The organism is Mesorhizobium sp. LSJC280B00 (assembly GCF_000502835.1).
Taxonomy (GTDB): domain Bacteria; phylum Pseudomonadota; class Alphaproteobacteria; order Rhizobiales; family Rhizobiaceae; genus Mesorhizobium.
Window position 1 is genome coordinate 18006 of sequence record NZ_AYVL01000008.1, and the last position, 17808, is coordinate 35813.

20 protein-coding genes are annotated in these 17808 nt (G+C 64.2%); 9 read left to right on the top strand and 11 right to left on the bottom strand.

The genetic code is table 11. The annotated features are described in order from the left end of the window. Nucleotides 1-19: 19 nt before the first annotated feature. From X773_RS73630 to X773_RS52495, 3 genes are read right to left on the bottom strand one after another with little or no spacing between them, the layout of a single operon-like run. On the bottom strand, nt 20-571 hold the full coding sequence (locus X773_RS73630; RefSeq protein ID WP_023676412.1) for a nuclear transport factor 2 family protein: 552 nt from the start codon (nt 569-571) through the stop codon (nt 20-22). Then, a complete protein-coding gene (locus tag X773_RS52490) occupies nt 568-1551 on the bottom strand; it encodes a CocE/NonD family hydrolase (protein WP_023676413.1) in 984 nt (327 codons plus the stop codon). Before X773_RS52490 ends, X773_RS73630 begins: the two co-directional genes overlap by 4 nt. 59 nt (nt 1552-1610) lie before the next feature. Then, entirely contained in the window at nt 1611-2114 is a 504-nt protein-coding gene (locus X773_RS52495) for a nuclear transport factor 2 family protein (protein WP_051406120.1), read from the bottom strand. 128 nt (nt 2115-2242) lie between these two features. On the opposite strand from X773_RS52495, the gene X773_RS52500 reads away from it, so the two are divergent. Further along, nucleotides 2243-3151: a LysR family transcriptional regulator gene (locus X773_RS52500; protein ID WP_023676415.1), complete on the top strand. Its 909-nt coding sequence runs from the start codon at nt 2243-2245 to the stop codon at nt 3149-3151. A gap of 27 nt (nt 3152-3178) precedes the next feature. On the opposite strand, the gene X773_RS52505 is transcribed toward X773_RS52500, so the two are convergent. Together X773_RS52505 and X773_RS52510 are read right to left on the bottom strand one after the other, a co-directional pair. Beyond that, on the bottom strand, nt 3179-3634 hold the full coding sequence (locus tag X773_RS52505) for a carboxymuconolactone decarboxylase family protein (protein ID WP_023676416.1): 456 nt from the start codon (nt 3632-3634) through the stop codon (nt 3179-3181). 119 nt (nt 3635-3753) lie between these two features. After that, nucleotides 3754-4197 (bottom strand): SRPBCC domain-containing protein, encoded by a 444-nt coding sequence (locus X773_RS52510; RefSeq protein ID WP_023676417.1) that lies wholly within the window; start codon nt 4195-4197, stop codon nt 3754-3756. A 225-nt stretch (nt 4198-4422) separates the two neighbouring features. Between X773_RS52510 and X773_RS52515 the strand changes: the two genes are divergently transcribed. Then, a complete protein-coding gene (locus X773_RS52515) occupies nt 4423-5187 on the top strand; it encodes a copper homeostasis protein CutC (RefSeq protein WP_023676418.1) in 765 nt (254 codons plus the stop codon). Nucleotides 5188-5219: 32 nt separating this feature from the next. Beyond that, nucleotides 5220-5708: a GNAT family N-acetyltransferase gene (locus X773_RS52520; RefSeq protein ID WP_023676419.1), complete on the top strand. Its 489-nt coding sequence runs from the start codon at nt 5220-5222 to the stop codon at nt 5706-5708. 19 nt (nt 5709-5727) lie between these two features. Here X773_RS52520 and X773_RS52525 read toward each other — a convergent pair whose 3' ends face one another. After that, nucleotides 5728-6750 carry an acyltransferase gene (locus X773_RS52525; protein ID WP_023676420.1) on the bottom strand — a complete coding sequence of 341 codons (1023 nt, stop codon included), beginning with the start codon at nt 6748-6750 and terminating at the stop codon, nt 5728-5730. A 372-nt stretch (nt 6751-7122) separates the two neighbouring features. Here X773_RS52525 and X773_RS52530 point away from each other — a divergent pair, with 372 nt between their 5' ends. Genes X773_RS52530 through X773_RS52540 form a run of 3 tightly spaced genes read left to right on the top strand, consistent with a single transcriptional unit; the run spans nt 7123 to nt 9555 of the window. After that, a complete protein-coding gene (locus tag X773_RS52530; RefSeq protein WP_023676421.1) occupies nt 7123-7833 on the top strand; it encodes a fumarylacetoacetate hydrolase family protein in 711 nt (236 codons plus the stop codon). After that, entirely contained in the window at nt 7830-8480 is a 651-nt protein-coding gene (maiA, locus tag X773_RS52535) for a maleylacetoacetate isomerase (RefSeq protein WP_023676422.1), read from the top strand. Before X773_RS52530 ends, maiA begins: the two co-directional genes overlap by 4 nt. Nucleotides 8481-8514: 34 nt before the next feature. Beyond that, complete coding sequence (locus X773_RS52540; RefSeq protein WP_023676423.1) at nt 8515-9555, top strand: zinc-dependent alcohol dehydrogenase family protein; 1041 nt, start codon at nt 8515-8517, stop codon at nt 9553-9555. A gap of 19 nt (nt 9556-9574) precedes the next feature. On the opposite strand, the gene X773_RS52545 is transcribed toward X773_RS52540, so the two are convergent. Next, the gene (locus X773_RS52545) at nt 9575-10468 is read right to left on the bottom strand and encodes a LysR family transcriptional regulator (protein ID WP_023676424.1); all 894 of its coding nucleotides are present in this window, start codon (nt 10466-10468) and stop codon (nt 9575-9577) included. A 181-nt stretch (nt 10469-10649) separates the two neighbouring features. Here X773_RS52545 and X773_RS52550 point away from each other — a divergent pair, with 181 nt between their 5' ends. Then, nucleotides 10650-12056: an MFS transporter gene (locus X773_RS52550; protein ID WP_051406126.1), complete on the top strand. Its 1407-nt coding sequence runs from the start codon at nt 10650-10652 to the stop codon at nt 12054-12056. Between the two features lie 42 nt (nt 12057-12098). Here X773_RS52550 and X773_RS52555 read toward each other — a convergent pair whose 3' ends face one another. Next, entirely contained in the window at nt 12099-13007 is a 909-nt protein-coding gene (locus X773_RS52555; protein ID WP_023676426.1) for a DMT family transporter, read from the bottom strand. A gap of 104 nt (nt 13008-13111) precedes the next feature. On the opposite strand from X773_RS52555, the gene X773_RS52560 reads away from it, so the two are divergent. Beyond that, entirely contained in the window at nt 13112-14515 is a 1404-nt protein-coding gene (locus X773_RS52560; RefSeq protein WP_023676427.1) for a PLP-dependent aminotransferase family protein, read from the top strand. A gap of 39 nt (nt 14516-14554) precedes the next feature. Here the strand turns inward: X773_RS52560 and X773_RS52565 are convergent, their stop codons facing one another. From X773_RS52565 to X773_RS52575, 3 genes are all read right to left on the bottom strand, one after another. Further along, the gene (locus X773_RS52565) at nt 14555-15052 is read right to left on the bottom strand and encodes a MaoC family dehydratase (RefSeq protein ID WP_023676428.1); all 498 of its coding nucleotides are present in this window, start codon (nt 15050-15052) and stop codon (nt 14555-14557) included. A 138-nt stretch (nt 15053-15190) separates the two neighbouring features. Further along, nucleotides 15191-15619 carry a phasin family protein gene (locus tag X773_RS52570; protein WP_023676429.1) on the bottom strand — a complete coding sequence of 143 codons (429 nt, stop codon included), beginning with the start codon at nt 15617-15619 and terminating at the stop codon, nt 15191-15193. Nucleotides 15620-15702: 83 nt separating this feature from the next. Next, a complete protein-coding gene (locus X773_RS52575; RefSeq protein ID WP_023676430.1) occupies nt 15703-17007 on the bottom strand; it encodes a DUF445 domain-containing protein in 1305 nt (434 codons plus the stop codon). 192 nt (nt 17008-17199) lie between these two features. On the opposite strand from X773_RS52575, the gene rirA reads away from it, so the two are divergent. Beyond that, nucleotides 17200-17661, top strand: coding sequence for an iron-responsive transcriptional regulator RirA (gene rirA, locus X773_RS52580; protein WP_023676431.1), 462 nt, complete (start codon nt 17200-17202; stop codon nt 17659-17661). Nucleotides 17662-17808 lie beyond the last annotated feature (147 nt).

A 17808-nucleotide genomic window follows, 5' to 3' on the forward strand; every position in this document is an offset into this window, starting at 1 on the left:
CCAGCAAGGAACACCGGATTCACTCCGCAGCCTTCACCCGGTCGGCGGCGGCGGCCAGAACGGCGCGATCCCCCTCCTCGTACAACCGATGGATGGCAATGGCGTTGACGCGCCAGCCTTCCGGCGTCCGCACCAGCCGGTGGAGATAGCTGCCGCCGACCGTCCAGAACCGCCCGTCGATCCAGTGGGCTGCGCGGACATGGCTGCGTGCGACCGCGTCATTGCCCGCGCCCTCGACGGTGATGTTGGTGATGAGGTGCTGGGTGGCGTCGAAGCCCGGCAGCAGCCCTTGCCACTGGGCGATCAACGCGTCGCGGCCGCTGGTCGTGACCTCGCCGCCGAAGAGGCTGGTATAGTCGGTCGTGACACGGGCCGCGAGATAGGATCTGACCCGGTTCCATTCACGCAGATCGGCATAGAGGCCGATCCCGGCCACTGCCTCGGTGATTGCGATCCTGTCTTTGACCGTCAGCGCATCTCCCGGCGCGCTCGAGGCGGGCGCCGAGACGGCGGAAATCATCGCAGCGGAAATCGCCGAGACCAGGACATGCCGGCGGGTGACGAGGCTCATTGTCCCGCCTCCCCCGCACTGCCCAGCGTCGCGCGGAAGTGCGCGGCGGCGGCATCGCTCGCCGCCTTCACCGGCGCGGCACGGTCGTAGAAATCGAACTGGGTGACGTTGTCGAGCCACAGCTCCCGCCTGGAGCTGGTCAGCCGCGCGTAAAACTTGTGCGCACCCTGCGGAATGGCAGCCGCCTCGCTGTGCACCATCAGAAAAGGCTGGTTCAGGCGCGGAGCCGCCCGGATCGCATCGAACCTCAACCAGCCGCGCCAGAACGCCGGATCGGCCTCGTTGCGCCAGGCCGGGAGCATGCCGCGATCGGGCTCGGTGTAGTAAGGCATCTTGAACATGACCGCGCGCTCGTCGGTCAGGCTCGCGGCCGGCAAGAACGCTTGCTTGCCGGTGCGGCGATACTCGGCCTCGGCCGCATCGCCGGCGGCTTCAAGCCTGGCGACGCCGTCGTTGCCGCCATAGGTCTGCTCGACCACTTCGGCATCCTGCAACCAGGGCGCAACGAGGGCGACCGACTTGATCGCGGCGTTTCCTGCCGCGGCGGTGACCATATAGCCGGAGCTGGCGCAAATGCCGAGCCCGCCGATGCGGTCCTGATCGGTCTCGGGCCGGGTCGCGAGATAGGCGACGGCCGCTTCGATGTCAGCGATCTTGGCATTAGGATCCTCATACTGGCGGCGCGCGCCGCCGCTTTCACCCCAGCCGCGAAAATCGAAGGTCAAGGCGACGAAGCCACGATCGGCCATCTCGCGGGCGTAGCGGGCCGGCATCTGTTCCTTCACCGTCATCCAGGCGCCGGTCACGACCAGCGCCGGCCGAGGTTTTGCCGCGTCCAGATCCTCAGGCAGATAGAGCTCGCCGACGATCTGATCACCATGCGAGGCGAAAGTGACGCGCTCGACGCGCGGTGCGGCGACGGCATTGGAGGCGGCGAGCGCGGCGGCGGTTGCTACGGCAAGTGTCAGGGTTTTAAGCATCGCAAGTCTCCTTTGGCTTGGAATGAGAAGCGCGGCGCGTTGCGAGAAAGACCGCCGTCTCAGCGCTCGCCAGCCAGTCGGCTGGGCAGTGGCTTCAGCGGGTAATGCGCCCAGTAGAAAGCGTCCGACTGGTACATGTCGGTCAAAAAATTCTGTGCCTCGGCGATCTTGCCGTCCGTGATGCGGAACATCAGCGCGTAGAACTGGTCGATCTCGGGACCTGAGCCGACATTCGACCAGCCGCGATGGACGTCGACCACGAGGTCGCCTTGCGCCTGGAAGAAGATCGGCTCGGCCTTGAACTTGCCATCGGCCAGGCCGCGGAAGAAGGCGACCACCTCGTCCGGCCCGCGCTTGTCGCCGGCGAGCGGATGATGACCGGGAATGCGCCACACGATGTCGGGCGCGAGGAAGGGCCGCACGGCCTCGGGATTGCCGGTCGCGTAAGCTGCGTAGTAGTCTTTGATGAGCTGGATATTGCGGTCTTCCAGTGGCCCGCTGTGCGCCGGGGCGGCAGACACCGCCAGAAGAGTGCCGGCGGCGAGTAAAGCAAGCCTGGTCATCGGTCCTGTCTCCTTGCCCGTTCGAGCCGTTCCCAACACCGAGGCCCGTTCGTCGGACCCAACATGACGCCTTTCGTTCGCCGGAAAAACCAGTAGAGTTCGATAGGGCTATTTGGAAAATCCTTACAATGCGCCTCGACCAATTCAGCGGCATCGTCGCCTTCGTCAAGGTTGCGGAGGCCAAAAGCTTCACCCGCGCCGGCGCCGAGCTCGGCGTCGCTCCGGCCTCGTTGAGCGAGGCGGTCAAGGGGCTCGAGGAGCGCCTGGGGGTGCGGCTGCTCAACCGGACGACCCGCAGCGTTGGCTTGACCGAAGCTGGCGCCCAATACCTCGACCATGTGCGTCCGGCAGCCGAAGATATCTGGGCGGCTGGTGCGGCTCTGCGCGACAGCCGCGATCGTCCCGCCGGCACGCTGCGGCTCAGCCTGCCGTGGATCGCCGCTCCGCTGCTGATCGAGCCGCTGATGCGGCCGTTCATGGATGCTTATCCCGAAGTGCGGCTTAGTCTGATTTTCGACGACAGCTTCGTCGATATCGCCGCCGATGGCTTCGACGCCGGCCTGCGCATCGGCGAACTTCTCGAGAAAGACATGATCGGCGCGCGTCTGGGCGGGCCACTGCAGATGGTCGCGGTGGGTAGCCCCGATTATCTGGCGCGCAACGGCACACCGAAGCGGCCGGCCGACCTCGCCGCCCATCGCTGCATCGCATTCGCCCTGACCCGCACGCGCGCGATTTCGCCCTGGGAGTTCATTGTGGAGGGACGCGAAGTCGCATTCACGCCGGACGCATGCCTGGTCGTGAACACGCTTCCGCTGTGCATTACCGCCGCCGCGCAAGGGCTTGGCCTCGCCTTCGCGGTCGAGGGCCTCGCCGCGCCGCTTCTCGCCTCAGGCGCGCTGGTCAAGGTGCTGGAGCCTTTCTGTCCCGCTTACGAGCCGCTCCACCTCTATTATCCCAGCCGCCGCCTCGTGCCACCGAAGCTGCGGGCCTTCATCGACTTCGTCCGCGCGAATTCGCACAAGCTGCGGATCTGATGTGGCTTTTCGAGAATCCGGCCCCGTTCAGCCCCAGGCGCCGACCATCTGCCTGGTGGTTGCGTTGAGCCGGTTGAATGCGTTGATCAGGGCAATCTGGACGACCAGGGCGGCAAGCGCCTTTTCGTCATAGTGCCGGGCGGCCTCGTCCCAGACTGCATCCGGCACCGGATCCGGCCGGTCGGCCAACCGGGTTGCCGCCTCGGTCAGTGCCAGCGCGGCGCGTTCGGCGTCGGTGAAGTAGGGTGTCTCCCGCCATGCGGACACGGCAAAGATGCGTTCGTCCTTTTCGCCGGCCTTCTTCAATTCGCGCGCATGCATATCGACGCAGAGGCTGCATCCGTTGATCTGGCTGGCGCGCAAATGGACGAGCTTGCGCGTCACATAGGACAGGTCAGCCGTTTCCGTAGACTTGTCCAGCGCGAGCAGCGCCTGCAAGGCGCCGGGAATGAGCACCACCGGGTTTTTCAATCGTGCTTGCATAGTGGTCTCCTTCGGGCGTGTTTTTTCAAGCCCGGACGACGAACATCCGGGGTCTCGATATGTCTTGGTTCTGTCAGTTCGCCGGCCGCCGCGTTGCGGCAAGGCGAGCGCCGGGATCTTCAGCTTTGCGAGGCAGTCACCCGCTCAAGCCGCTCGAGAATGCGCGGCCAACCGCTTCCCATGCCGATGTAGCCGCGCTCGTCCTCGGACCGGAACCCGGAATGCTCCATGCGCACCCGCGTCGCTGTACCTTCGGGCGTCAACGACCATGTCACCACGGTCTTCAGACCGCTGTCGGATTCGGTGCCGTCGCCCCAGCTGTAGGCTAGCAGGCGTGGCGGCTCGATCTTCAGCACCTCGCAGTTCGTCACGCCGGACCAGCCAGGCACCGGCGTCGCGCGAAAGGTAAAGCGATGGCCTTGCTCAGGCGCAAAGTCGTTCTCCATCAGCCATTCGGCAACTAGATGCGGCACGGTCAGTGCGCGCCATATCTTTTCAGCCGCATGCGGGATCAGACGCTCGACGACAATGGATTTGGTTTCGATTGTGGTTGCTTCAGTCATGACTTCGGACCCGTTGTTTGCGGTTTGGCTGGGCTATCAACAACGCGCTCTCCATGAGAACCAATAACCCACCAGCTATGAGTTACGTATAACGCTTAAGTTATGAATGTGTCAAGCGGCGGAATGGCAGGCGCGCCCGCAAGCACATTGAGCCAACACTTCCGGCTTTCATCGCACCATGCCCGATGCTACCGCTGGCCAGCTGAAATCATCGACGGATCGCCCATGACCGAGACCGAACGCCCTCGCCTCCCGTTGATCGAGATCTGCGTCGAAGGCATAGACGGCCTGCTGGCCGCGCAAGCCGCAGGCGCCGACCGTGTCGAGCTCTGTGCCAGCCTGATCGAGGGCGGCATCACGCCGAGCTTCGGCACGGTGCGCGCCGCGCTCGAGCTGGCGACGATCCCGTTCCACGTCATCGTGCGGCCGCGCGGCGGCGATTTTCTGTATGGCGAAGCCGAATATCGTTCGATGCTCGCCGATGTCGGCGCGCTTGCCGAGCTCGGCGTCGCCGGTGTCGTCGTCGGTTGCCTCGCTGCCGACGGCACTATCGACGAACAGCGCATGAGCGAATTGGTTAAGGCGGCGGGACGCTTGAACGTCACCTGCCACCGCGCCTTCGACATGACCCGCGACCCGACCGAGGCGCTGGAAGCGCTGATCCGCTGCAAGGTCGGCCGCGTGCTGACCAGCGGCCAGCGCGACACGGCACTGGAAGGCGCGGACCTGCTCGCCGAGCTTGTCAGGCAGGCCGGCGACCGCATCATCATCCTCGGCTGCGGCGGGCTTGATCCCGAGAACATCAGCAAGGTGCGGAGGAAAACCGGGTTGAGCGAAATGCACTTCGCCGCGCTCAAGGACGTGCCGAGTGCCATGCGCTACCGCAACCCGAAAGTCGGCATGGGCGGCACCGACCTCGACCGCGAATACCGCAACACCGTGACCGACGAGGCGCTGGTGGCGGCGACCATCGCCGCTGCCCGGACATGATCCTGGAAGATCGAAGAAAAAACATGATCGAAATGCGTTTGCCGATCGAACGGGTTTCGCCGCAGGATGAGCCCGCCATCCTCGCGCTCAACAACGAGCACGCTGCGGAATTATCATGGCTCGAACCTGAGCGCCTGTCCTTCCTGCTCGGCGAAGCGTTTTACACGCGCCGCATCGGTGCACTCGAAGCCTTCATCATGACCTTCGACCAGGACGCGAGCTACGACAGCCCCAACTTCCTGTGGTTTCGCGAGCGCTATCCGCGGTTCGTCTACGTCGACCGCGTCGTGGTCGGCGCCAAAGCGCGCGGCCGCGGCCATGCCCGCCGGCTGTATGAGGATCTGTTCGAGCAGGCGTCACGCGCGGGCCAGGCGATCGTCACCTGCGAAGTCAATGCCGAGCCACCCAATCCGGCTTCGGACGCCTTCCATGCCGCACTCGGCTTTGCGGAAGTGGGCGACGCGGTAATCCACGGCGGCAGGAAAGCCGTGCGGTATTATGCAAGACGGATCGCCGGCTGAACGGCGGGCGCCGTTCGCCCTACCAATTGCGGTTCAGCCAGGAGCGGGCCGGCTTTTCGATGATGTAGTAGCCGCACAGCGCGCAAGCGAACGCCGCCGCAAGCATCAACCACGGCGAACTGCCTTTTATGTCGACGATTTGATAAAAGGGCTGCTGCCAAAGATAGAGCGAATACGACCACAGCCCCAGCATCGTCATCGGCAGGGACGATAGAAACCCGGTCAGATACCGGCTGCTGAAGTCGAGCAAATTGACGGCGAGTGCCAACAGCGGCACCGCGACCAGATAGTGGATCGGGGTTGGCACGGCAGCCATGAAAAGGAGCACAGCCACTACTGAGGCCGCCGGGGCGACATGCGGCCCCTTGAGCAGCGCCGGCAGCCTGTCGTCGGCCTTGAGCAGGCATATCACCGCCGACAGCAGGATCGAGGCGATGTGCACGTCGGTGCGCCAATAGGTGCCCTCGTAGCCTATTGCGAGCACCCAGTAGGAGATGGCGCCGTTTGCCATGGCCAGCACCGACAATGCACCGAGCAACATGATGACCCGGGACCGCCCCGAGACGACGACGCTGATCAGCGCCAGGATGATATAGGCGTGCTCTTCGACGCAGAGCGACCAGATATGGTCGAGCGCGCCGGCGCGGGTGACGAGAATTCCGGCATAGTTGTAGGTGAACGTCAGCGCCGTCAGCGCCGCCTTCCATTTGAAGGCGATGAATGTGCCGGACAAGGCAACCATCGCGGCGACGACGAAGATGAGTAGTGCCGGGTAGATGCGGGAGAACCGGCGCTTGAAGAATTTCTTCAGCGGATAGTATTCGACAAACAGGATCTCGGCCATCAGCCGGCCGCTGAGCACGAAGAAGAATTCGACGCCCAGGACGCCGAGATTGATGCCGGGAACGGGGAAGAAATGGCCGATCAGCACCAGCGCGATCGACAGGCCGCGCCAGCCGTCGAGATAGGCAAGCCTGGTTCTTGCCGAGCTGTCGGCCACAGGCCTGGATACGACAAGACGCGTCGCGGAAATGTCCGTCATGCCGGTCCCTTCATTGAACCTGCGAAAGGCGGGCTGGAGGCCGCATTCCTCCAGCTATATTGCAGCGCACCAGAACTTTGTGCAAGTGCGAGATAACGACACGCCCGAAGCACAGGACGGACCGAAAGGGGCTGTCACGTCCGTTCCCCGAAACCAACGGTCGACAGTCTCAGGCGTTGGCGGCAGGCGCTTCGCGCCGTGGCCGGCTTATTCCCAAATGGTACATTGCCATCTGGCCGGCAGAGCAAAATGTACCGGCGATTTCCGCGGCACCGTGCGGCAGGCCTAGCCTTTGCGCGATGCAATGCCTTGCCCGACCGGCCAAATCGGTCGAATGTGCCGGCGACATATCCACTGAAACAGAGACAGTGCATGACCGGCTTCGTCCTTCCCTTGCCCGCAACCCCGTCGGTGGCCGTGGCCGGCTCGCCGGAGCGTTTTGCGGTGCGCCGGATCTTCTGCGTTGGCCGCAACTACGCAGCCCATGCCCGCGAGCTCGGCAATGACGAGCGCGACCCTCCCTTCTTCTTCACCAAACCAGGCGACGCAGTGGTCGACTCGGTGGTCGGTTCGGGCACCACGATCCCCTACCCGCCACTGACCCAAAACCTGCATCACGAAATCGAGCTGGTCGTCGCGATCGGCAGAGCCGGCTTTCGCATCCCGCGCGAGCGCGCGCTGGACCATGTCTGGGGCTACGGCGTCGGCGTCGACCTGACTCGCCGCGACCTTCAGGACGAGGCGAAAAAGGCGGCAAGGCCGTGGGACTGGTCGAAAGCCTTCGACCGTTCAGCGCCCTGCGGCCCGCTGGTCCCGGCGCAAAAATCCGGTCATCCCGAAAAGGGCTGCATCTGGCTCGCGGTCGACGGCGAGATCAGGCAGGACGGCGACCTTGCCGAACTGATCTGGCCGGTTCCCGACATCGTCTCGATTTGCAGCGAGGCGCTAGAGCTTAAGCCCGGCGACCTGATCTTCACCGGAACACCGGCTGGCGTCGGCGCCGTCGGGCCGGGCGAAAAGATCACCGGTGGCGTCGACGGCATCGGCGAAATCGAACTGACCATCGGCCAACCGATCCGATGAGCGACATCGTCCTCCATAACTACTACCGCTCCTCGACCTCTTACCGGGTGCGGATCGCGCTGGAGATGAAGGGCCTGTCCTACGACTACGTGCCGCATCATTTGCGCCACGGCGAGCATCTCGAACCCGCCTACCTCGCGGTCAATCCGCAAGGGCTGGTGCCGGCACTGGTCCTGGACGACGGCACGCTGCTGACGCAATCGCTGGCGATCATCGAATATTTCGACGAGACCACGCCTGAGCCGCCGCTGCTGCCCAAGGATGCGCCTGGCCGCGCCCGCGTCAGGATGCTGGCGCAGATGATCGCCTGCGACATCCATCCGGTGAACAATCTGCGCGTGCTGACCTCGCTGCGCACACTGTTCGGCGCCGGCGACCAGGATGTCGTCAACTGGTTCCGGCACTGGGTCAACGAAGGCTTCCAGCCGCTTGAAAAGATTCTGGCTTCCTCGCCCGAGACCAAGACATTCTGCCATGGCGACACGCCGGGGCTGGCCGACATCTGCCTGGTCGCACAGGTCACCAGCAATGCCCGCTTCGGCGTCGACATGACGCCCTACCCGACGATCTCGCGCATCAATGCCGCCTGCATGGCGCTGCCGGCGTTCCAGAAGGCCGCGCCTGAGAACCAGATCGATGCCGAATAGACCGCAAATTGCATGAAGTGATGAGGAACTGCCGATGAAAGCCGTCGTCTTCGAAAAGTTCGGCGAAACGCCAACGATCCAGACCGTTCCCGATCCGGAGCCGGCACCGGAAGGCGTCGTCATCAAGGTGGAGGCGACCGGCCTCTGCCGCAGCGACTGGCATGGCTGGATGGGCCACGACGACGGCATCCGCCTGCCGCATGTGCCGGGCCACGAACTGGCCGGCGTCGTGGTCTCCGCAGGCAACCAGGTGACCCGCTGGAAGGGCGGCGAGCGCGTCACCGTGCCGTTTGCCGTCGGCTGCGGCCGCTGCTTCGAATGCACCTCGGGCAATCACCAGGTGTGCGAGCACCAATTCCAGCCCGGCTTCACTGCCTGGGGTTCGTTCGCCGAATATGTCGCCATCGACCATGCCGACACCAATCTCGTGCGCTTGCCCGATGAGATGGAATTCGCCACCGCCGCCAGCCTCGGCTGCAGGTTCGTCACCTCGTTCCGCGCCATCGTCGACCAGGGCCGGGTGACGCCCGGCGAATGGGTGGCGGTGCACGGCTGCGGCGGCGTCGGCCTGTCGGCGATCATGATCGCCAGCGCCATGGGCGCCAATGTCGTCGCCATCGACCTCACCGACGAGAAGCTGGACTTTGCCAAAAAGATCGGCGCGGTGGCGACGATCAACGCGGCAAAGACGCCGAACGTGGTCAAGGCGGTCAAGCAGATCACCAATGGCGGCGCGCACATGTCGATGGACGCGCTCGGCCACCCCAGTACCTCGTTCAACTCGATCGCAAACCTGCGCCGCCGCGGCCGCCACGTGCAGGTCGGCCTGATGCTCGGCGACCATGCCAGGCCGCAGATACCGATGGACAAGGTGATCGCATTCGAGCTCGAAATCCGCGGCAGCCACGGCATGCAGGCCTTCCGCTACCAGGCGATGATGGAGATGATCCGCACCGGCAAGCTGAAACCCGAACTGCTGGTCGGCAAGAAGATCAGCCTCGAAGAGGCGCCGGCCGCATTGATGGCGATGGGCGGCTTCGAAGGCATAGGCATCGGCGTGGTGACCAGATTCTAGATCACGCCCTGAGTCTGGATCAGCGAAACGACGCGCAGACCTCCCGCACGCAGGCTCGCAGCCAGCGTTGTGCCGGATCGGCATCGAGTCGCGGATGCCACAGCATCGAAATGGTGACCTCCTCGATATCGACCGGCAACGGGAAGCTGTACATGCCCGTGCGCGCGCCCAGCGTGTGCCGTTCGGGGACGCTGGCGATCAGATCGGAGGCGCGCGCCATGGCGAGCGTGGCCGAGAAGCTGGAAACCATGCACACGATCGTCCGCTGGAGACCGAGCAGTTTCAAGGCCTCGTCGATCGGGCCCTTTTCGCGGCCACGCCGCGAAACGCTGATGTGGCGGCCGGCCGCATAGCGTTCCGGCGTCATTGGGCCCTCGCCCAGCCTGTGACCCGTTCGCACCGCACCGATGAAGCGGTCGCGAAACAGCGCCTGAATGCGCATTTCGGGGCTCGTTTCACTGGCAACCCCGATTTCGAGATCAACCGCCGCGTCACGCAACGACATGTCGTTCTTGTCGGATTTCGGCGCAAAACGCAGCCGCACGCCAGGTGCATCCGCTTCGACACGGGTCAGAAGACGCGGTGCGAACTCCTCGACGAAACTTTCGTTGGCGCGCAGCGTGAAGACCTTGTCGAGAGCAGAGAGGTCGAGGAGCTTGGCCGGGCGCAGCAGCGCTTCCGCATCCTGAACGACTCGGCCTACCTGTTGCTGCAATTCGAGCGCGCGCGGCGTCGCAACCAGGCCACGGCCGGCCCGGACCAACAATGGGTCGCCTGTCGCCTGGCGCAACCGCGCCAACGTCCGGCTCATCGCCGAGGGACTGAGGCGCAGCCGCCCGGCCGCGCGCGCCACACTGCCCTCGGTCAGCAGCACATCGAGGGCGACAAGCAGATTGAGATCTGGCGACGACATGGAAGGACCGTAGCACAGCTCGGCCGCGATGTGGCGTTTCATGCACGAATAAGATGCAAATACTGCGCCTTCCGCCACATCATGCGAGGGAATAGCGTCCGACAGCTCCGATTGGGGGCTGCCGGCAAAGGAGTTCACCTTGGCATCGACCGCTGAAAAGACCTGGGACGAAGTTGCCCCGGTGAGCGCACGCTCGACCCGATGGGCATTGGCAAGCCTGTCGCTTTCAACGCTGCTGTCGTCGCTCGCCACCAGCATCGCCAGCGTCGGGCTGCCATCGCTGATGCAGGCGTTCGACGCATCGTTCCAGCTCGTGCAATGGGTCGTCCTGGCCTATCTGCTCGCCATCACCACCTTGATCGTAAGCGCCGGGCGGCTCGCCGATATATTCGGCCGCCGCCCGCTATTGCTCGGCGGCATTGCCCTGTTCACCTTCGCATCGGTGCTTTGCGGGCTCGCGCCGACGCTCTGGCTGCTGATCGCCGCACGGGCGGCACAGGGGCTCGGCGCGGCCATTATGATGGCTCTGACGCTGGCCTTTGTCGCCGACGCGGTTCCCCGGGATAAAACCGGCAGCGTCATGGGCCTGCTCGGCGCCATGTCGGCGATCGGCACCACGCTTGGCCCCTCGCTTGGCGGACTGTTGATTGCCGGCCTCGGCTGGCGCGCGATCTTCCTCATCAATCTGCCGTTGGGGGTGCTGGCCTTTGCGCTTGCCTGGCGCTTCCTGTCGGCCGGAAAAAAGACGCCAGGTCGGCGCGGTTTCGACGGGATCGGCACGGCTTTGCTCGCGCTGACGCTAGCCGCCTATGCGCTCGCCATGACCCTTGGGCGTGGCAGTTTTGGTTCTCTCAATGTCGGCTTGCTGATTGCCGCAACCGTGGCTGGCCTGCTGTTTGTCATTGCGCAGACAAGGGTCCAGAACCCTTTGATCCAACCTGCGAGGTTCCGCGACCAGGCGTTGAACGCAAGCCTCGCCATGAACCTGATCGTCGCCACGGTGATGATGGCGACGCTGGTGGTCGCACCATTCTATCTGTCGCGCGCGCTCGGGCTGGACGCAGCCATGGTCGGGCTGGTTCTGTCGACCGGCCCTCTGGTTACCGCATTGGCGGCGCTGCCGGCCGGACGCCTGGTCGATCGTTTCGGGGCGAACCGGATCATGATCGTCGGCCTGTTCGATCTCGCTATTGGCACCTTTGCTCTGTCGCGGGCGGAATTCGGTATTGCCGGCTATGTCGTGCCGATCATCATCGTCTGCACCGGCTACAGCCTGTTTCAGACCTCCAACAATTCGGCCGTGATGACGGGCGTCGCATCCGACCAGCGCGGCGTCGTCTCCGGCCTGCTCAATCTGTCGCGCAATCTCGGCCTGATCACCGGTGCGTCCGTGATGGGCGCAGTGTTTGCCTTCGCATCGGCTGGGGAAGGCACTGGCTTGGCAGTGTTGGCACCTGCGGCAGCGGCACGAGGGATGCAGGTCACCTTCCAGGTGGCGACGGGCCTGGTGCTGATGGCGCTGATCCTTGCGGTATTTTCAGCCCGCGCCACTGCCGGGCGAACTGATATCGTTGCCAAGCATCCTTGAGGATTCCACCCGGTTCGCATGCAACTCCGGCAGCCGGCGCACCTATCTCGCATATCTCTTGGCACCGACGACGCAAAGCACGACGGCGGCGGTGACGGCGATCATGGCGGGACTGACCTGCTCATGCAGCAGCGCTGCCGCCAGCCCCAGGCCGAAGAAGGGCTGCAGCAGTTGCAACTGCCCGACCGCGGCGATGCCGCCTTGCGCCAGGCCGCGATACCAGAACACGAAACCGATCAGCATGCTGAACAGCGAGACATAGGCCAGACCAATCCATGCGCCCCTGCCGGCACTTTCGAGCGACGGCGGCATGGTGATGAACGTCAGCGCCAGCATGAGGGGCAGCGACAGCACCAGCGCCCACGAAATCACCTGCCAACCGCCGAGTTTGCGCGACAGCGCCGCTCCTTCGGCATAGCCCAATCCGCACACGATGATGGCGGCCAGCATCAAGATGTCGCCGAGCGGCGAGACCGACAGGCCTTGCGTGACTGCGAAACCGGCGACAAGGGCGCTGCCGAGGCACGAGAACAGCCAGAACGCCGGCTTCGGGCGATCGCCGCCTCGAACCACACCGAAGATCGCGGTCGCCAACGGCAACAGGCCGACGAAAATGATGGAGTGAGCCGACGTGATGTGCTTGAGCGCCAGCGCCGTCAGCAGGGGAAAACCGACCACGACGCCAAGCGCCACGATCGCCAGCGGGAACAGATCTCGCCGCTCCGGGCGCTTCTGACGAAAAACGAGCAGCAGCGCCAGGCCGAGGATGCCCGCCGAAGCCGCACGGGCGACCGTTACGAACACCGGATCGAAATCCATCACCGCCACGCGCGTCGCCGGAAGCGAACCGCTGAAGATCAGCACGCCTATGAACCCGTTGACCCAGCCACTCGCCGCCCAACCACTCGCCGCCCAACTACTCGCCGCCCAACTACTCGCCGCCTTGTCCATCGATGCCCCGCTGATTTCGCCCTCTATCGGGCCGGGCGTCTGGCTCCGCCAGAGACAATCAGGTACAGTTTGACAAAACCGTCATGGTAGGGCGAGCAGTACGGATGGATGAGCAGACGACAACTGATGAAGGCAGCCGGACGCTTGTCGAAAGCGTCATGGTGACGATCAGGCACAGGATCGCCGCGCGCAGCCTGACGCCGGGAACGCGGCTGCCTTCGATCCGGGCGTTTGCGAAGGCCATGCAGGTTTCCAAATCCACCGTGGTCGAAGCCTATGAGCGTCTTGCGGCGGAAGGCATGATCCGCTCGCGGCCGGGCTCGGGTTTCTATGCCGCCGGACCGTTGGCTCCGTTGTCGCTGGCCGAGATCGGCCCCAGGCTTGACCGTGCCGTCGACCCGCTCTGGGTCTCGCGCCAATCGCTGGAAGCCGGCGACGGCGTCCTGAAACCGGGTTGCGGCTGGCTGCCGGCAACATGGATGCCCGAGGCTGGATTGCGCCGGGCACTGCGGACGACGGCCCGCGCCGACGACGCCGCGCTGACCGACTACGGCACGCCGCTCGGCTTGCCGGCGCTACGCCATCTGCTGGCGCGGCGCATGGCCGAGCACGGCATCGAAGCCTCCCCGGACCAGATCATGCTGACGGAATCGGGCACTCAGGCGATCGACCTGCTGTGCCGGTTCCTGCTCGAACCGGGTGACACGGTGTTGGTCGACGATCCCTGCTATTTCAACTTCCATGCCCTGTTGCGCGCCCATCGGGCCAAGGTGATCAGCGTCCCCTACACGCGCTCGGGGCCGGACATCGAACTGTTCGCGCAGGCGCTGAACGAGCACCGGCCGCGCCTCTACATCACCAATTCGGCGCTCCATAATCCGACCGGCGCGATATTGTCCCCGGTCGTTGCCCATCGGGTGCTGAAGCTCGCCGACCAGTCGGGGCTGACGATCATCGAGGACGATATCTTCGCCGATTTCGAACACACGTCCGCGCCCAGGCTGGCGGCCTTCGACGGCCTCAGCAGGGTCATCCATATCGGAAGCTTTTCCAAGACGCTGTCGGCATCGGTGCGCTGCGGCTTCATCGCCGCTCCTCGCGACTGGATGGAAGGATTGGCCGATCTCAAGATCGCCACGTCCTTTGGCAGCGGGCGACTTGCATCCGAACTGGTGCTGACGCTGCTGAAGGACGGCCTCTATCGCAAGCACGTCGATCTGCTGCGCGCGCGGCTCTCGCGCGCCATGGAAGAAACCGGCACCCGGCTCAGGGCAATCAGCATCGTGCCGTGGATAGATCAGCCGGCCGGCATGTTTTTATGGTGCAGGCTGCCGGAGGGAATAGATGCCGCGGACGTCGCCCGTCACGCTTTGTCGGCCAACGTCGTGCTTGCGCCCGGCAATGCGTTCAGCCTGTCCCGGTCGGCCAGCCGTTTCATGCGCTTCAACGTCGCGCAGTCCGGAGATGACCGGATTTTCAGGGCGCTTGAACAGGCGATGTCGCGTTGATTCGCGCTGCCGGAACCCTGCTGGCCTGAGGCTGTGCTCTCAGGCCCCTGCCCGCTTGCGGCGTGCATAAAGCATGACGAGCGTCTCGGCGGTCAGCGCCGGCCTCTGCTCGCCTTCGATCTCGACCGTATTGGCGGCCTTCATTAGATATTGCCCCGGACCTTTGTCTTCCATCGACAACAGCGTGGTGCGCAGCCTGATACGCGAGCCGACCCTGACCGGCGCCACGAAGCGCACTTTGTCGAAACCGTAGTTGAACGCGGCCTGCGTGTTTTCGGGTACGATCCCCATCTCGAGCGCCAGCGCGCCGATGATCGACAGGGTCAGATAGCCATGCGCGATCGTGGTGCGGAACGGGCTTTGCCGCTTCGCCCGCTCGGGATCGACATGGATCCATTGATGATCGCCCGTGCATTCGGCAAACTGGTCGATGCGGTGCTGATCGACCAGCGTCCAGTCCGAAACGCCCAACTCCTGCCCGGCCATCGCCCTGAGTTGCTCGAAGGTCGGCGGCGTCCTCGGCCGTATCTGCGTCATTCCTGCTTTCCCGATCGCTTGCCTGTTCCGGACCACGACGGGCCGCCCCTGTCAATTCGCCAATGCGATTCCAGCGCATAATCTTCGGCCCGCGAACCGCCAGTCTTCGCCGCCGGCAAGTGTGCTGCCGGGGAACAGCTACCTCTTGTCGTGGCCGGCGCGGATCTCCTCCATCGCCTCCTTGATGCGGCTGCGCAGGATTTCGATCGATTCGGTGCCGGACGCCCTCGCCAGTTCGGCCATCTCGCCGGCATTCTTCAGCGCGGTCTCGAAGGATTTCCTGGCGAACGCCGCCTGCTTCTGCATCATTTCCTGCGGATTGCCGGGCGCTCTGTAGCTTTGTGCCATGTCGGTGATTTCGCGCAGCGTGTCCTGCAGCATCTCGCGTTGCCTTGACAACAGCGCCGAGGCTCCAGCGGCGCTCGCCCGTGCCGACTTCTCCAGCGCTTCCAGGTTCTTGGCGTGGTGGGCGAGGATCGCCTCGACGTCGACATTCGGCAGCTTCAGGTCGCGGCCGAACTTGCCGAACATGTCGATGAAGGACTCGGACTCCGGTCGTTTTGCCATGCTGGTTCTCTCCCCTTGTTGCCGTGAACGCCGCCACTGCACGGAAGATAGTGCAGCGAAGCTCAGCGGTCCATTCGGACGAGTCAGCCGACAAGAAACAGCCGTTCGGCAGTGTAGAGCACGAGCCCGGCAAGGCCACCGATGATCATGCCGTTGAAGCGGATATATTGCAGGTCCTTGCCGATGTTCATTTCGATAAGCCTTGTCAGTTGCGCGAGGTCCCAGCGCTTGACCTGGTCGGCGATGAACTTCGACACGCCGCTCTTCTGGCTTTCGACGAAGGACGCCAGCGCCACGATGAACCCCTGGTTCATGTCGGCCCTGATCTGCGCGTCGTCGGCAAGATGGCGGCCGACCTCGACGAACATGGTGGCGAGATGGTCGCGGATCATCGAATTCGGCGCCTTGGCGTCCTGTTCGATGAACAGCCGCAGGCTGTCCCACATATCGCCGGCCAGCGCGCTGAGCTCTGGCCGGGCAAGGAAATCGCGCTTCAGCTTTTCAGCGCGCCTGGCATATTGTTTGGATGTCCTCAACCGCTCGACGAAGGTTTCGACGAAAAGGTCGAATTCGGCTCGCATCGGATGGTGCGGATCGGCCCGCACCTCATCGAGCAGCGAGCCGGCCGACGCAATGATCTTCTTCAACAGATAGGCGTCGGCGCGAAACAGGTTGAACAGCGACGGCAGTTCCTCGCGGATCTTCTCGCGCATCGTCGCCAGCGCCTGCTCGTCGCTCAGGAAGCGGCCGACCACCTTGGTGAACTCGTCGAATAATTTCTGGTGACGGCGATCGTCAGTCAGCGCCGACAGCAGCTCGGCGGCGAGCGGCGCCAGCGGCACCTTTTCGATCTGCTCCAGCATACGGCTGGTGACGAAGCCGCGCAGTCCGGATTGCTCGACCGCCGCCAGCGTCTGCGGCACCAGCCGGCCGACGAAGCGCGACAAATCGGCGGCGCGGTTCGGGTCGGCCAGCCAGTCCGCGACCAGCGCGGAAAAGTCGACCTCGGCGAGCTTTTCGCGCACCGGTTCCGGCGCCAGGAAATTCACCTCGATGAAGCGGCCGAGATTGTCGGCGATGCGATTCTGGTTTTCCGGGATGATGGCCGTATGCGGGATCGGCAGGCCAAGCGGCCGCCGAAACAGCGCCACCACCGCATACCAGTCCGCCAGGCCGCCGATCGTCGCCGCCTCGGCGAAAGCGGCGACGAAGCCCAACCACGCATGCCGGCTCTCGAGCGATTTCGCCACCGCAAAGACCAGCACGCAAAACGCAAGCGCTGCGGCGGCAACGAACTTGGTGCGCCTGAGCGCCGAAAGCTTGGCGTCGGCATCGGCGTCGAACCGGACGGACACGACGGATGCAAATACCGGGGCTGGTCGTGACATGATGGGGCCGCTCCTGATCGTGTATGCGAACTTATCTAGTGTCGCCTGCCCCAGAAAGCGCGCCGCTGGTTCCGGTGCGCGCAATCGTGCACGCAAACTTGACGCCGGAATTCATCTATTATGCAGCGCCAGTCTGGAATTGTTCCAAACTATAGGCCATATTGACGCCAACCACTGTTATGTGAGGACACAATGCGGCTTACCCGTCAGACCAACTACGCCATGCGCATTCTGATGTATTGCGCCGCCAACACCGAGCGGTTGAGCCGCATCCCCGAGATCGCCGCCGCCTATTCGGTATCGGAACTTTTCCTGTTCAAGATCCTGCAGCCGCTGGTCGAAAACGGCCTGATCGAAACGGTGCGCGGCAGGAATGGCGGCGTCAGGCTCGGCCGCGCGGCCGAATCAATCAGCCTGTTCGATGTCGTGCGGGTAACGGAGGAAAGCTTTGCCATGGCCGAGTGCTTCGAGAACGACGCCGCCGAATGTCCGCTGGTCGATAGCTGCGCGCTGAATTCGGCATTGCGCGAAGCGCTCAACGCCTTCTTCGCCGTGCTGTCGCGCTACACGATCGCCGATCTGGTGGCGGCGCGCCCGAATGTGCGGCACCTGCTCGGCATCGACATGCTGGTGCAAAGGGCGCCGGCCGCCTGATTTCTGGTCGCATCTCAGTTGGTGAGGTCTGTTGAGATTCAGGTCAGGCCGAGCCGAAAATGGTGGGTTCCGAGAACCGGAACGGAGCGTACGTTTGGGTACGTGAGTACCGGCCTGCGCCGGCCATAGCCTTAACTGCCGCGCCTC